Genomic DNA, 16,090 nt, shown 5'->3' on the forward strand with positions numbered 1-16,090 from the left:
AACGGAGGAATCAATATCGCCCGCCTTATGCTTCTCCTTATCGGCCTGATAAATATATTTGGCGCCCATTGGTGCCACTTTATAGGTCACGGTATATTTATTATCCATATTTTACTTCCTTGTTGATAGAATGCTACAGTTAAATTTTGGGATTAAAATAAGTGACTTCAATAAAACTCTCAATCCCGCTAAACAGCGCAACATCTTCCAGTGTGCTAATAACCACCGAGTAACAACCGGGAGATAATGGCAATAGTTTAATTTCTCGCACTGCTGCGGTATTTATCCTTCTCCCTTCATAATAAAAAGCTCGTCCCCAACCAGTTCCTTTAGTGTTGATTTCCTCATCAAAAAAAAGCTGACCATCTTTAACGATCCGCAGCGAAATGGGAATTATCACCCCCGTTTTATCAACACTGCCGAATAACTCAAGCCGCCTAAGCATCTCTTCATAATCATCCCCCTTATCAAATAACAGAGCAAACTGATAATCCCCCTGCTTTTTAATTTCAAACTCAACCATAACCGATTGGCCGGCGCGGGTTATATCAATTGGCCGGTAGATATCAATATACTCATTACAAGCCACCAGCCAGACACTGCTGAACAAAAGCATTATTGTGCGCCACATGCTAACTCTTAACTGTCTCGCGAATACCTTCATCTTGTTACTCCCAACAAAAGCAAATTATGAGAAAAACATTTATTGTTAGTTTGTTAATTCTACGCTGGCTTGTTACCCGCTTTTAATTAGTAGCGGGTTTGGCTTTATCCGTTACTTTCCCTGCGGCAAAAGGTTCACCATCCTTTGATTGCAAAATCCTAACTTCGCTTCTCGTCTTTTCCGCCACTTAACAGATATGCCCACCAAATTAGCAATCAATATCGCCCATTTGTTGCTTCACCTTATCGGCCTGATAAACAGAGTTGCCCCCATCGGTGCCACTTTATAAGTGATGGCATATTTATTTTACAGACAGATTATTTGTTACTTTTACCCAGCTAATGTTAATTTTTTGATCATAATAAGCCAACTCAACAAAACTCTCGATAGCTTAAAACTCCGAAACTGCTGTACTGGATAAAATTCAGACATTTTGTTAAAACCAGGCCTTTTTAGCTTAAATACCAGCGATAGATAGAAACAAAATTAGGGCAAAAATAGGCAGGCTCAGTTGGGGTTAGTGGTTAAACGGCGCAAGGGTTAAAGGGGAGTGTTTTTTCAGTGACTAAAGAAACCAATATATACGTGGCCAATATCCATCTTGACTGAAAAGCGATAAGAGCAGAAAGCGCCAAGCTGGCTTAGGTGCTGGCTAGGATAATGCCCAAGTAGAACAATTTTCGAGCAACTTAAAGCATGAAGGGTTGTTAAAAAAATATGATAGTGACAGCAGATAACCGCTTTACAGCGGTTATCGTTGCGCATAAAATTTTTGTCTATTTCCAGTCTGGCAAGCGCGTTTTGTAATAAGGATAACGGAATATTTTCAGCGAGTTTGCTAATTTATTTATAGTCCAATATAAAAACCCTGCCCGATGCCTGACGCTGTTTTGACTCACACTTATCAAGGTGTGGGTTGCGGAAATATTTTTAATAAACTAAACCATATCCATAAGGATAGAGAGTAAGGTCTAAATTAGGCGTTTTGATATCAACCGGCAATTTACCTGTCGGTGAATTCATTAAGCGCTTATTGGGTGTGAGAAATAGCGTTCTTAGCCCACTACGGATGTTGGTTTCTAAGTTATTTCTATTATTATTATTTGTCGCATCAAACCCCGTAATGCCATAAATGGCAATATTGGCTTTCACGCCACGCAAGTAAGCAATATCATAAGGATTATTGGTCGCTATCACGACCACTGGAATAGCATTACGATTAGCAACATTGAGTATTCGCTGGGCATTAATGGGTGCTTTTTTAAGATTATAAGTGGCTAAAATAATGAGATCGGAATTTTGCATTTTGGTCGTTAATTGCTGCTCAGTTTTATCATCCGCCATCATGGTAACCACATCATCTTGGGTAGTCATATTTATATTTAACTCATCAGCAATAGCGAGTAAATGTTTTTTAATTAATTGATTACGTGCTTTTTCATCGGAGAAAATAACAATTTTATTATTATTTTTTAACTGAAACGGCAGTACGTTACTGTTTTTTATTAATGTGATGGCATTGTCTGCCACCATATTCTCAATATCTTTATCTATTTTTGCTGCAACAACTTGTTGTGCTTGCTGAGCAGACTTATCTTGGGCGGAAATTCTATTTTTTAACTTACTAACTACGACCCGATAAGCTGATTCACCAATGCGACGGTTTAATTCTGGATTGCTTTGCGCTTCCGTTTTTAGATAGTGATAGAGCTTTTCTAGTTTAGTAACATCCTCAATAGTGGTAATTTTTAATGGCATTAAAATGATATCATTGCCCGCCAATATGGCTTGTTTAACCACCCAGTTACCGTCAAAATTATTGGCAATAGCGCCCATATCCATGGCATCGGTGATAATTAGACCTTGATAGTTCAAGTTATTGCGTAATATCCCGCTCAATATTGGCTTAGAAAGGGTTGCCGGCACACCGACTCGCCGATTATCTATCGTAGTTAGTTTATGGTTATCTAATGCCGGCATTACGATATGTGCTGTGATGATAGCATCGGTATTGGGCATGGTATGCATGAATGGGAGTAACTCAAATTTGCGCCATTGTTGCTGACTAATATTAATCGTTGGCAAGGATAAATGGCTATCAGCAGTGACATTACCATGGCCTGGAAAATGTTTAATTGCCGTTAAAACAGCATAGCGATGAATTCCTTGAATATAACCGTTGGCCATTTCCGCCACCAGCTGTGGCCTGTCTGAATAAGAGCGGACACCAATAATAGGATTATCTTGATTATTATTGATATCGACCACGGGCGCAAAATTAAAATTAAAGCCTAAATGCATAAGTTCATAACCATGGATCATACCAACTAATTCACTCAGTTGTTTAGAACGCGTTGCGCCTAATGCCATATTACCCGGCATCTCAGTCCCTACCCGCAGTCGTGTGACATAACCACCTTCCTGGTCAACGCTAATAAATAGTGGTAAGTTGCTACGTGCTTGTTGCAGCGCATTAATCAGGTTTACGGTTTGTGGCGTGTCAATTAAATTATCTCGAAATAAGATCACTGAACCTAAATGATAATGGTGAATAATATTGGCGATTTCTGGCTTGAGTTTGGTCATTGCTACAGCATTTTTTTCCGCGTCAATCCCCCAATGGGGAAAACCCAACATTAACATCTGCCCTAACTTTTCTTCAAAACTCATGTTTTCAATTAGCTGTTTGGCTTCCTTTTCTGGCGATTGCCATAGGTCAGCTAATTGTTGATGGGTAATCACTTTCGCGGAACAAAAAAAACTTAACAGACACAATGATAAAACTATTTTATTCATTTTTATTCCTATATTACTGGTGAGTAAAAACGTTTTATTAACTAACTGTTGTGCTTAGGGAAAAATAAACTAATATCACCAAACTGCTCTAATTTAGCAAAATATTAACAAAAAAACCTCACATTAATCAGTGAGGTGGTTACTCGCTTATCTGGCTAAAATCAGCGATCTATTGTGCAAACTCAGCGATAGGATTAATCAAATCTTCAGCAAATTGCAAACTTTGCATTGGATCCAACAAATCTAGCATCTGACGATTGTTAGCAATTTGTAATCGATTTAAACAGCAACGTTTGATGGTCGGCGTAAATAGAGGATAACGTTTAAATTGCTGAGCAAATTGTGGATGTGCCAATTGATAATCTAAAATACAATTCGCCACCGACTGCCAGAACTGTTGTTGTGCATAACCCGCTTTTTCATCAAGAATTGCGGCTATATAGCGAAAGACCCCATCAAACACGTCCGATAAAATAGTTAGTGTTTTCATCTGTTCTGGCATACTAACTTTTACCCGACTCGCTTTTGCTGGCAAATCCGCCTGTGGATCCATCACCAACACTTCCTCTGCCAAATCTTTCATAAAAATAGATTGTGGAATATGATTTTCTAGCACTAGAATAATATTCTCACCATGTGGCATAAACATTAAATCATAAGCATATAAACAGTGTAAGAGTGGTAGTAAGTAACAATCCAGATAGCGTTTAATCCATTCATCAACGCGGATGCCTGATGCCGCAATTAGAGCAGGTAAGAACGCGTTGCCCTGTTGATCATGGTGTAATAATGCCGCCATCGTCATCAATTTTTGCTTGCTGCCAATTAATTGTAAGGGATTTTCTCGCCACAGTGCCGCCATCATTTTTTTATAAGGGGTATCACCCTGGATCGCTTGCTCATAGTAAAGATTTCTAAAACCAATACTGGCAACTTCCCGTAATAACCGAAAACCACAACGGTGTAAAACATCATCTTGTTGCACCAGATCATATAGCCAATCATTAATCGCTGGTGTGGTTACCATGTAATAGGGAGACAAACCGCGCATAAATCCCATGTTCAAGATAGATAACGCAGTTTTCACATAATAGCGCTGTGGTTGGCTGCGATTAAATAACGTCCGTATTGATTGTTGGGCTTGATAGCAATCTTTGCCTACGCCTAGATAGATTAGTTTTTGACTAGCAAGCTCATGAGCAAAGATGGATGGTAATTTATTTTGCCACTGCCATGGGTGCAATGGCATTAATAGGTACTCCTGTGGATCCAATCCAAGCAAAATCAATTGGTGGTTAAAATCAATTATCTCCTGTTGACTCAATTCTTGCTCGATTAGCTGTTGATAACTAAGCTGCTCTATACAGGCAAACTGGGCCTTACTTTTATGGGCAGCTAACCATATTAAATGGATACCTGCCGCTGATTCAGGACTGAAACATTGAAAATCCTGTGCATCAAAGCCAATTCTGCCATTGTTAGCGATAAAAATTGGGTGCCCTTCCATCATTTCAGCCTCAATAGTCTGAAAATCAGCATGCAGCAAACTATCAACGGTAATACCAGTACGATGGTATTTAAATGCGCTACTATGTAGTGTACTCATCAACTCTTCCAGATAAGTTGGCATAACACTATCACTGATCCCAAGCTGGTGTTTAAATTCAATAATGAAACGGATAAAGTCAAGTTCGGCCCAATTTTCTGTGTGCATTTTTTGCAGCGAGTCAGCATCAATCAACCAATGATCTAATGCCAATCGTCGCGCACGAAAATAATACTGTACGCCATACTCATCATTATCCAAACGATAATAGTGATAACCATCTCGATCGATTTTTTCTGTTAATTGTTTTGGCGATAATAAACACTCATGCGCAAACTCAGAAATAGCTTTTCTCACCTGTAATCGATGTACTTTTTGCCAAACCTGCGGATATAAATGATGTACAAAAGAATTATCGGGCTGTGAAAATTTAATTAATGGCGCTGATTGCAAAGCCATTTGATGCTGCTCTCTGGTACAGAATGCTAAGCCAGCCATTTTATTCGCTAATTGCACGGTTTTTTCATACACAAAACCCGCCTTTATATTTAGCCGATGAATTTTCGTATTGCGAATATCAGGCTCAACAACAATCCGCTTAACCGCAGGGTTGTGGAAAATGAAGGCGATAATGGTTTGAAAAACGCCCCAAGTAAACTGGTTGATTTTTTCCTCTGGTGGCGCAACCAAAATATGCATCCCCATATCACCTGGTTCAGCACTATAGTGCTGGCTGATAACATCATCTTGTGCCCAATAACACTCGAGCAAAAATACTATTTTTCCCTGGTAACTGCCAGTAAAGACCGAATTAGGTTGACGGTTCAATAGATCTTGATAAAAATTTTTCACTTGTTGCGAAGTATAATTTTGCATTCCCCAATAATGTGCATAATTGCGATTAACCCATTGGCTAATAATGGTAATATCTTCATTTAGATCCAGTGGCCTTATTGAAAATGTGCCGATATCAGTGACTGTTTTTTTAAACAACGCCATAGCTGCAACAGACATTAATTGACTCCTTTTTGCGCTACGCCAAACTGCTGGAATGCAATACTATTCTCTATTGCATAGTGTTCTTTGCCGGTAATTTGTTTAATTAAATAAGAATTACGATAACAGGCCATGCCAAGATCTGGCGTAATAAATCCATGAGTATGAAGTTCGGCGTTTTGCACAAAAATGCGATTATGATAATCAATACTGTAATTACGTTGTACGTCATAGCGTCCGGACTTATCCCAACGGATCTGGTCACGAATACCATCAATACATTTAGGTATTTGGTATTGATAACCCGTTGCTAACACAACAGCTTCGGTTGCTAATGAAAATGCCGCTTGTTGCTCTTGTTGGCATAAATCTAATACCAGTTGCTGTTTTTCATCATCATACTGTAGGTGTTTTAATTCACTGTTGGTATGTAATGCCACAGGCAAGTTGCCATTCAACCGTTTGCTATACATCAGATCAAAAATGTCATTGATAAGTGAACTATTAATTCCTTTGTAGAGGGATTTTTGGCTACGATTCAGTTCATCACGTATGGTATCTGGTAGGCTATGGAAATAATCGACATACTCCGGTGAAGTCATTTCTAACGTTAATTTGCTATATTCCAACGGGAAGAAACGCGGCGAGCGCGTTACCCAATTCAGTTGATAACCATAGATATCAATCTGACTAAGCAAATCATAAAAAATTTCCGCTGCACTCTGGCCGCTACCGATGATAGTAATTGATTTCTTTTGCTGTAAACTGGCTTTATTAGCCAAATAGTTATCAGTTCGTACTAGTTGCTCAGCAAATGGCTGGCAACATTTCGGTATATAAAGTGAAGGGCCAGTTCCTAATACGAGTTTTTTGCAGCAAAACTGATGGCACTGTCCGGTTACCGTATCAACACAATGCAAGGTATAGCAATCCAGCGAGGGATCATAATTGATATTTTCTACCCGCGTATTAAAACGCAAATTGGATAATTGCTCTGCTGCCCATTGGCAATATTGGTTATATTCTTTGCGCAATAAAAAGAAATTTTCCCGGATATAAAATGAGTAAATACGTCCTTTTTGTTTGATATAATTGAGAAAACTTAAGGGATGACTGGGTGATGCTAAAGTAACTAAATCGGCAATAAATGGCGTCTGCATCGAGGAGTTTTCCAACATCATTCCAGGATGCCAATCGAAAGCTGCATTCTGATCAATAAACAGGCTATTGATCTCTTTTATTGGTTGCACCAGACAAGCCAATCCCAAATTAAATGGGCCAATACCAATCGCGATAAAATCATAAGTCCTGGTTGTCATAATAACTCCTAACAAAATTGCTCCGTTTAAAAACGGGAATAATTATTTATTTATATGATGTCTTGTTAGTGAACGCTTACGATGTCAATAAGAAATTGCCTTGCTGAATAATGTTATTCATTATTTCTACCAGATGTTGACGTTCCGTTAATGGATTAAGAAAAGTAAATTTTAAGTATTGTCGCCCGTTAATTTTGGTAGCAGCAATAATACTTTCGCCTTCTCGGAATAAGGCCTTACGAATATTAGCGTTAAGATCATCAAGTTGTTCTTGTGACAGAGATTGCGGCGGTATGAAACGAAAAACTAACGTGCTGAGCACAGGTTGATGAACAACTTCAAAATGGGAATTTGCTGCCATTAAGTGATAGGCGATTTGTGCAGTATCCAACACTTTGTCAAATGCCAAACCCAATTGTTCCGCTCCCATCATTCTCAGGGTCAGCCACATTTTTAAAGCATCAAAACGGCGGGTTGTCTGTATACTTTTATTTACCAAATTGGGGATTTTCTCTTGTTCAGCACTTAACGGATTCAAATAATCTGCATGATAGGTTAAATGACAAAAGTGCTGCCGATCCTTAATGAAAAAGGCACCACAACTGACTGGCTGGAAAAATGCTTTGTGATAATCGATAGTAACCGAATCGGCCTGCTCTATTCCCTGAAGTAAATGAGAATGACGCGATGAGACTAATAATCCACAACCATAAGCAGCATCAACATGCATCCACAAACCATATTGTTTGGCTAAATCGGCAATAGCAGGGAGTGGATCAATACTGCCAAAATCAGTCGTCCCCGCCGTAGCTACCACGGCAAATGGAATATTTCCTTCAGATAGGCATTGTTGAATGCTCGTTTCCAACGCCTCAATAGACATACAGAATTTATCATCATGAAGCACTGAAATAATAGCTTGATAACCGAGCCCTAACATAGCTGCTGCTTTTTGGGTACTAAAGTGACTGACTGATGATGTTAATATGCGTAGCTTACGAAAATCGTCCGGTAAACCATGGATCAAATTTTTATGTTGTCGATCGCGCTGGTAACAAAACCAATCACGGGCCAGTAGCATCGCCATAAAATTGGATTGCGTTCCACCACTAGTGAAAATGCCATCAGCATCTTTACCTAATCCTAACTTATCCACTGTCCAAGCAAGCACTTTTTGCTCAATTAAGGTTGCGCCTGCACTTTGATCCCAAGTATCCATCGATGAATTAATGGCACCAATCAACATTTCGGCGATCACAGCGGGTAATACTAATGGGCAATTTAGATGAGCAACATATTTGGGATGATGAAAATAAACTGCATCTTTAATATAAAGCTGATTTAATTCTGCTAAAACTGATGACCAAGAAGATAATGAATTATCTAAATTTACTTTTGAAAATAATTGAGATAACTCATGGGGCAATATTCCACTAAACGGAATTTGCGTCTGCTGTAATATTTCTTTTATCTTAATTATAACGTCATGAGCATTATCAAAATAACATTGTGCATTATCACGATTAAAGAAATAGGAATAAAAAAGGCTATCTTTAAAATAATCTTCCTTCATAAAAGAAGTTGTTGCTGATGGCAATTCAGCACAGGTTTTTACTTCAACAGGCATTGTATATCCTTACTCTTGTATAGTAATTAGCTAAAATAATTGCTCAACACTATATTTAAATAGATTAAATGCCTTACATTAATCATTTAATAAAGCGGTACAAAACAAACAAATAATTATTTTTATTTTAAATAAGCAGTAAATTTAATAAATTAAATTGATGCCATCGCCTCAAGAGGACAATCATGGCAATTACCGACACCTGGTAATTTGTTTCTCTGACAGCAGCTACGACGTTGTATGACATTATTTCTAACAATAATGGTACGATAAAGCGGGTTATCTTGCTTATTTAACATTTTTTTTCAAAAAAAAGCATATTAATTAAATTATTATACTGATTAGCGTCTAGCTTTTCTTTGAAATTCATTAAATACCAATACATAATGTAGCCAATATTATTCCATAATAAACGGCCATTAATACCACGATAGAATTCTATTTTGTTAGATACTGGAATAATATGCTGCTGTAATAGATCATGATAACGCTCTAATAGAGATAAAGGTTTTGCTATCCATGCTAGCTGATAATGAACAATATTAGGCCGGCCACTTGCATGAAATTCAACGCGGAAACGATGATAACTCGGATTAATCGCCTGCGGATACTCTAATAGCATCAACATCATAGGCGGAATCACTAAGCCAAAATACCATTGAGCCCATAAAGAATAAAGCCCTTTCTGATTAGCATTCTGACTACTATTGCCATAATATTCATATTGATAACGATCCATTAATGATAAAAACTGTTTCTCCTTTGACCATTGATGAAATTCCATGCTGTTTATCGGTATATTTTCTTCATTCACTTTGAATGAAGAATTAAAATGGCTGAATTTACTATCAAATAACTTAGTAATATCTGCTATTTCAATTTTAGGTATAATAGCTATGGAACTATGATTATTTTTATTTCCCATGCCATATTCTCCAATTTTATATTGCCAATACAAAATGTAATAAAATATCTTGTTGATTATTTATTGATTTTATATTTTGGAATAATTAGTGGTTTACCCGATTCAGGATCTGAAATAATGCGACAGGCTAAACCAAATACATTTTTAATATTCTGTTCGGTAATAATTTTTTCAGGTTTACCCTCAGCATAGATCTGCCCCTCTTTCATCATAATTAGACGCGAGGCATAACGTAAAGCCAGATTAATATCATGCAGCACCAAAACTAACGTCTTCCCTTGCTGATGCAAACGTTGGCAAAGATCAAGCATTTCAATTTGATGAGCAATATCTAAATAGGTTGTTGGCTCATCTAATAAAACGATCGGAGTTTGCTGAGCAAGTGTCATCGCAAACCAGACACGCTGACGCTGACCACCTGATAATTCACTGACTAATTTTTGTGCCATAGGCCAAAGATCAACCGCCTTTAACGCATCATGCACCGCCCGTTCATCTTCAGTTGACCACTGGAATAAAAAAGATTGATAAGGATAACGACCGCGTGAAACGAGTTCATAGATAGTCAATGGTTCAGTGATAATCGCGCCTTGCGCTAACAATGAGAGCTGCCGAGCAACCCATTTAGGTTTAGCATGGAAAACATCCTTACCATCCAATCGAATTTCACCACTCTGCGGTTGCATAATACGACTAAGGGTTTTTAATAAGGTTGATTTACCACAGCCGTTAGGTCCGATAATGACACTAAATTCATTATCATAAATAGCTATATTTACCTCTTTAATGATGCTTTTTTTGCCATATCCAACAGAGACATCACGAGCTTTCAGCCGTGAAGCAACCAAGGGAGAATGAGCGGATGATACCATTAGCTTATTCTCCTAAATTCCATATACAATAAGTACATTAAATAAATCCCACCAATTGCTGCCGTGACTAAACCTACCGTTAAACGCCCGGGCGTTGGCAATATTAACGTAATAAAATCAGCGCTCAGCATTAATAAAGCGCCCACTAGCATCGAACAAAACAGAGCAACACCTTTATGCAAAATAATCCGCCGGGCAATTTGCGGTGCCGCTAGTGCCACAAAAGCAACCGGCCCAACAACCAATACCGACAGGGTGGCAAAAATAATCGCTACCAGTATGCTGATAATTTGCACCAAACGAACAGGAACACCGAGTGTAATCGCAATATCATTACCTAAACTGATATAGTTCAACTGCTTACCCAACCAAAACAGAATAGGTATAAAAACCAACATACCGCTAATTAGCACTACATCCTGCCAACCCCGATTAGCCAAACTACCACTTAACAGTGACCGAATTTGTTGTGCCTGCTCAATACGCGTATTCGAAATAGCAAAATCAACTAAAGCCATACATAAAGCCGCAACAGCAATACCTGAAAGCACAATTTTAGTCGTTTGGATCTCGCCACTTACGGCACCATTAGCAAGATAAACCAATAATACGGCAACCACGGCGCCAATCAGTGCGCCAACAGGAACAGGTACAACATCTGGCCAGAATAATAGTGCCGCCATAATGCCAACAGCTGCGCCGGCATTAATCCCAATAATGTCTGGACTAGCTAATGCGTTACGGGTGGTGATCTGAAAAAGCGCACCGGAAAGCGCCAGCGTCATACCGGCACCGATAGCAACTAGTGCTCTAGGTAAACGGATCTGTAATAGAATAAATTGCTGATAGCGGGTTTTCATCTCTAACCACGGATTATCCAACCCTTCCCGCCCAAAAGCTAAAGTGAGATACAAGAACAATACTAACAACAGCAGTAAGAATAAAATTCTACTAGACGTCTGCCATGAGGGAGTAATAAATCTCATATTGGCTAAACCAAATGTTTTAGTGGTCACTTGTTTAGTTGAAAAATCGTTTTGCATCATATTTTATTCTACCATTCTGCTATCAGTTGGTTTTTTAGCTACCAAATAAAGCAAGGGAGCGCCAACTACTGCGGTGATAATACCCACCATCACTTCTTCTGGAGCAATCACTAACCGTGCTATCACATCCGAGATTAACAACAAACATGAACCGGCAAACATGCTATAAGGTAATAGCCAGCGAAAATCACTGCCTATCCAGGCTCGCATTAAATGGGGCGCCGCCAAACCGATAAACGCAATTGGACCTGCCATTGCGGTTGCAACAGCGGCTAGCATGCTAACACTTAACAGCGATAATAGACGTGTACGCGCAACATTACCTCCCAAAGAGTGCACAATACCATCGCCAAAAACCATAATGTTTAATGCAGTACTCAATGAAAATGTCAAGATAATAGCCACTAATAAATAGGGAATTAGCCAACTAGCCTCAGTTAATGATGTTGAATTTAAAGCACCTATGATCCAAAAACGATAGTTATCCATCGCTTGAGGGTTGATTAGAATAACGCCCTGCACTAGCGCTAATAAACAAGCATTGATAGCAACGCCAGTTAAGATTAACCTTACCGGATTGGTATTACGGCTACTACCACTCATAAAATAAAACAGTAAAGTTGATAAACTAGCGCCAATAAAAGCAGCCCAAAAATGAGAGACATTGGTTAATACAGGTACAAAAGAGCAGAAAACAACTGCGGCGGCGGCGCCGGCATTAATGCCTAATAAACCGGGATCACCAAGCGGATTACGCAGCAATCCTTGCGCCACTGCGCCTGCTAACGCTAATGCGGCACCGGCCATTAACCCAATAAAGGTACGGGATTCTCGAGCGTTAATGACTAAATCATAATAATTAACCTGACTGTTAGAGCAATAATGTTGCCAAATTGCTGATAACGGCACGGGCTTTGAACCAAAACTTAAACTGGCCAAAATACAAAGGCAGGTTAATAGCAACATTAATAGTAATCCCAACAGGCGGGTAATTCGTCGCTTAGGGTTTATCATGCTTGGCTAGCTCCTGCTGTAGTAATGACATAAATTTTGGTAATCCCCAGCGTAAACTAAGGGGCGAGCCATACGACATCGACATGACCAACGCTTGATCCGTCAATGGTATATAGACTCCCTGACGAACTGCGCGTATCGATTGGAATAGCGGTTGAGATTCAGTTTCTTGTCGCTCTTTCTCGCTGTTATACCAGGTTAACAAAATATCAGCATCATTCAGTAAGTCGGCATTTTCTAGACCAATATTGACAGCAAAATTACCAAAGGAGGCGGTGACTGTTTTTGCCAATGGCAATAATGACAAGCCAATATGAACCAAGGTATCCACCCGCGGATCATTTTTTACATAAATGGATAAACTATTGGCTGATGTCCCGGCCTTAATATAGGCAAACTGATAGTTTTGTATATTAGGGATGTGATGACCGGCTGCGACTAACATCGCATCAAGTTCAGCACACAATTTCTTTCCCTGCTGTTGTTTATCTAAAGCATTGGCAATTAACTTAATTTGCTGTTGTGGTGTTGTCTGCCATGGTTTAGCTGGATAGGCCACCACAGGTGCAAAATAAGATAAAGAATTAAAATCCGCTTGGGTGATGCCAGATTGGGTTGCCAAAATTAAATCAGGTTTTAATTTAATAATTTTTTCTATATCCAACTCTGGATACATTTCAATAATCACGGGTAATCGAGCGCCACGCCGTTCAATCTCTTCCTTAAACCAGGGTAAATATCCTTGTGCATCGCCACCCCAATAATGAGATTCAATCGCTATAGGCACTATCCCGAGTGCTAATAAGATATCCTCACTACCACTTCCCAATGCCACAATCCGTTGCGGTTGTTGGTTAATTTCTGCTTTCCCTAGCGCGGTAATAATCGTTTTGGGATAGCCAATAGTATCTGGCGGTAAATTTGTTACTACCGGCGGTTTATCACAAGCGGTTAATAAAACTATCATTAACATTAATGGTACTATGAACCCCATTTTATAAGATGCTAATCGTTGTCGCAGCAGTACCATTATTGATAACCTTTAAATTTATTATTTAATTAAAACTGATAATTTAGGGTCGCTTCAATATTACGAGGATCACCATAATAATATTGTTTGTAATCACCAAATTGCGTGAAATAAGTTTTATCAAACAGATTATTCAAATTAACCGTTAGCGAAAGCGCCGGTGTAAATTGATAACGCCCCATTAAGTTAACAACAGCAAAGCTCGCTTGTTCAGCGTTAACTCGCTTCTTAGCCGGCCCATCGAGCAGTTGCCAAGTACTATCTTGCCAATTAACACCGCCGCCAATCGTCAGATTGCTCATCGCACCCGGCAAAGTATAAGTTGTAAACAGTTTAAACAATCTATTTGGCGTTTCTCTATTAATACGTTTTCCATTCGTATCTGTGCCGCGGAACTGGGTATAACCGGCATAAATTTTCCAATCATCAGTAAGCTGACCGCTGACTTCAACTTCAAAACCTCGGGTTTTAACGCCATCAATAGCGTAATAAACCCTGGAGCCATCCGGACGTGGTGGAGCATTACTATCTGATTGAGTAAAGTTATTCTGCCGGATCTCAAATAGAGCTAATGAATAATCGATACTATTATCCATCGCAATACCCTTTATTCCTAGCTCAAAATTTTCTCCGCTAACCGGTTTAAGTAGTTTCCCGTTGCGATCAACCCGGCTTTCTGGATCAAAGATTTGGGTATAACTACCATACACCGAAATATCTGGCGTAATATCGTAAATTAATCCACCATACGGCACAAATTGATCGCTATAACTGCCATTTTTTGGCTGATTGAAATCATCACCACGAGTTTTCCAACTGGTTATACGCCCGCCAAGAATTAATGTTACAGGATCAATCAATGACAGCTGAGTCACTGCATAACCTGCTGTTTGTTCAATATAACCTTTCGAACCATTGGTGCGAGATTTTGACCAAGTGGGTTGCGGGTAATTCCAATGAGATTGGCTAAAATCGCCTAACGATTTACAAGTTTTCTTCAGCATACACAACGCGCTGTAATAATCGTTTTGAAAATGCTGTTTTTGATAATTAATACCAAAACTCGCATGATGAGTACGGCCAAATAATCCATAATCACCATTAAGTTGTAAATCAAAACTAGTTTGACGGCGACTACCATCAATCAAGGTCATACTACCTGGATACATACCCTGATTATTGTTAGGATTGGGGTATCCGGTGGCCCATAATACTTTTTGATCGAGAGTATTATTATCGTAAGTAAACGTTCCTTTCATACTCCAATTATTAGCAAATTGATGTTGTAAGCTGGTAAACATGGAGAATGAACGAACCTTGGAAAATGCCCAATCAGGCGCATAACTGGTATGACGCTTATAGTCGGTATTACTCCCATCGGAGAAGAAAATCGGTAAGCCACCAAACATACCCTGGCGAGTGTGATTAAATTGGTAATCAGCACCTATTGTTAACAAGGTATTGGCAGTTAAGTCTATCTCGACAATGCCATAAAATGGATATCGTTCATGTTGTTCACGATCAATAAAAGCATTGCCGCGTTGGTAAGCGGTAACAAATCGCCCTCTTACCGTACCTGCCGCATTTAGAGGCCCAGACAAATCAAGCCCAGTTCTCCACTTATCCCAGGAACCGACTGCCATTATTACTTCACCACGGAAATCGCGAGTTGGTCGCTTACGGATCAAATTTATTACTGCTGAAGGCTGGCCTGGCCCGACCATCAAACCGGCCGCACCACGAACAACTTCAATCCGATCGAATAAGATCGTATCCAACAAGTTATCACCATAATTAAAGCGCGTATCATAATAGGTCGCTACACCATCACGCAGAATATTTTTAATCCGCATTCCCCGTGAAGTAAAACTAAAACGATCGCTATCTGATTGACGCACACTGATGCCAGCAATATTATCCACCGCGCTGGTAACATTCTTAAGATCCTGATCTAGCATTCGTTGCTTGGTAAGTACACTTACACTTTGTGGTGTTTCACGCGCTGAAAGATCTAATCCGGTAGCCGTTGACATCGATGAAGTATTATACATTCTGTTGTCTTCGGTAATACCTTTTGCTTCTGCCTTGCCGGTTATAATAATAACATCGTCATTTTTAGCTGACTTTTCTGCAGCTAAAGCATAATTGTTCCCTGATATAAATAGTGGCACCATCAAAGATAATATCTTCTTCAATGTCACCCTATAGCGATTTAAATGTGGGTTAACCATTTTTCTCATCCCATCCCTAAAATT

At 39.2% G+C, this 16,090-nt stretch carries 10 protein-coding genes and 1 pseudogene; all 11 read right to left on the minus strand.

Going from position 1 to position 16,090, the window contains the following annotated elements; translation table 11 throughout:
* Nucleotides 1-139: 139 nt before the first annotated feature.
* The 11 genes and pseudogenes from QE177_RS12480 to QE177_RS12530 all read right to left on the minus strand — a co-directional run bounded on the left by QE177_RS12480 (nt 140) and on the right by QE177_RS12530 (nt 16,066).
* The gene (locus QE177_RS12480; protein WP_280550122.1) at nt 140-664 is read right to left on the minus strand and encodes a DUF5625 family protein; all 525 of its coding nucleotides are present in this window, start codon (nt 662-664) and stop codon (nt 140-142) included.
* 930 nt (nt 665-1,594) lie between these two features.
* Nucleotides 1,595-3,460, minus strand: a complete 1,866-nt coding sequence (locus tag QE177_RS12485) for a glycoside hydrolase family 3 protein (protein ID WP_280550124.1) — start codon at nt 3,458-3,460, stop codon at nt 1,595-1,597.
* 169 nt (nt 3,461-3,629) lie between these two features.
* Nucleotides 3,630-6,020 carry a GNAT family N-acetyltransferase gene (locus QE177_RS12490; protein WP_280550126.1) on the minus strand — a complete coding sequence of 797 codons (2,391 nt, stop codon included), beginning with the start codon at nt 6,018-6,020 and terminating at the stop codon, nt 3,630-3,632.
* The gene (locus tag QE177_RS12495) at nt 6,020-7,321 is read right to left on the minus strand and encodes a lysine N(6)-hydroxylase/L-ornithine N(5)-oxygenase family protein (RefSeq protein WP_280550128.1); all 1,302 of its coding nucleotides are present in this window, start codon (nt 7,319-7,321) and stop codon (nt 6,020-6,022) included. The genes QE177_RS12490 and QE177_RS12495 overlap by 1 nt, the downstream gene beginning before the upstream one ends.
* A gap of 76 nt (nt 7,322-7,397) precedes the next feature.
* Nucleotides 7,398-8,894, minus strand: a complete 1,497-nt coding sequence (locus QE177_RS12500; protein ID WP_280552283.1) for an aspartate aminotransferase family protein — start codon at nt 8,892-8,894, stop codon at nt 7,398-7,400.
* 206 nt (nt 8,895-9,100) lie between these two features.
* Nucleotides 9,101-9,873 (minus strand): annotated as a pseudogene (gene fhuF / locus QE177_RS12505) (siderophore-iron reductase FhuF).
* Between the two features lie 56 nt (nt 9,874-9,929).
* On the minus strand, nt 9,930-10,745 hold the full coding sequence (locus QE177_RS12510; protein ID WP_280550130.1) for an ABC transporter ATP-binding protein: 816 nt from the start codon (nt 10,743-10,745) through the stop codon (nt 9,930-9,932).
* Complete coding sequence (locus tag QE177_RS12515; protein WP_348519931.1) at nt 10,745-11,731, minus strand: iron chelate uptake ABC transporter family permease subunit; 987 nt, start codon at nt 11,729-11,731, stop codon at nt 10,745-10,747. The genes QE177_RS12510 and QE177_RS12515 overlap by 1 nt, the downstream gene beginning before the upstream one ends.
* A 63-nt stretch (nt 11,732-11,794) precedes the next feature.
* Nucleotides 11,795-12,805 carry an iron ABC transporter permease gene (locus QE177_RS12520; protein WP_280550134.1) on the minus strand — a complete coding sequence of 337 codons (1,011 nt, stop codon included), beginning with the start codon at nt 12,803-12,805 and terminating at the stop codon, nt 11,795-11,797.
* Nucleotides 12,792-13,835: an iron-siderophore ABC transporter substrate-binding protein gene (locus QE177_RS12525; protein ID WP_280550136.1), complete on the minus strand. Its 1,044-nt coding sequence runs from the start codon at nt 13,833-13,835 to the stop codon at nt 12,792-12,794. Before QE177_RS12525 ends, QE177_RS12520 begins: the two co-directional genes overlap by 14 nt.
* Nucleotides 13,836-13,864: 29 nt before the next feature.
* Nucleotides 13,865-16,066 (minus strand): TonB-dependent siderophore receptor, encoded by a 2,202-nt coding sequence (locus QE177_RS12530; RefSeq protein ID WP_348519912.1) that lies wholly within the window; start codon nt 16,064-16,066, stop codon nt 13,865-13,867.
* Nucleotides 16,067-16,090: the final 24 nt, after the last annotated feature.

It is taken from the genome of Arsenophonus sp. aPb (assembly GCF_029873475.1).
Taxonomy (GTDB): domain Bacteria; phylum Pseudomonadota; class Gammaproteobacteria; order Enterobacterales; family Enterobacteriaceae; genus Arsenophonus.

Coding starts and splice junctions, on each gene's coding strand:
- QE177_RS12480 (WP_280550122.1), bottom strand. CDS start 664: ATGAAGGTATTCGCGAGACAGTTAAGAGTTAGCATGTGGCGCACAATA.
- QE177_RS12485 (WP_280550124.1), bottom strand. CDS start 3,460: ATGAATAAAATAGTTTTATCATTGTGTCTGTTAAGTTTTTTTTGTTCC.
- QE177_RS12490 (WP_280550126.1), bottom strand. CDS start 6,020: ATGTCTGTTGCAGCTATGGCGTTGTTTAAAAAAACAGTCACTGATATC.
- QE177_RS12495 (WP_280550128.1), bottom strand. CDS start 7,321: ATGACAACCAGGACTTATGATTTTATCGCGATTGGTATTGGCCCATTT.
- QE177_RS12500 (WP_280552283.1), bottom strand. CDS start 8,894: ATGAAGGAAGATTATTTTAAAGATAGCCTTTTTTATTCCTATTTCTTT.
- QE177_RS12510 (WP_280550130.1), bottom strand. CDS start 10,745: ATGGTATCATCCGCTCATTCTCCCTTGGTTGCTTCACGGCTGAAAGCT.
- QE177_RS12515 (WP_348519931.1), bottom strand. CDS start 11,731: ATGAGATTTATTACTCCCTCATGGCAGACGTCTAGTAGAATTTTATTC.
- QE177_RS12520 (WP_280550134.1), bottom strand. CDS start 12,805: ATGATAAACCCTAAGCGACGAATTACCCGCCTGTTGGGATTACTATTA.
- QE177_RS12525 (WP_280550136.1), bottom strand. CDS start 13,835: ATGGTACTGCTGCGACAACGATTAGCATCTTATAAAATGGGGTTCATA.
- QE177_RS12530 (WP_348519912.1), bottom strand. CDS start 16,066: ATGGTTAACCCACATTTAAATCGCTATAGGGTGACATTGAAGAAGATA.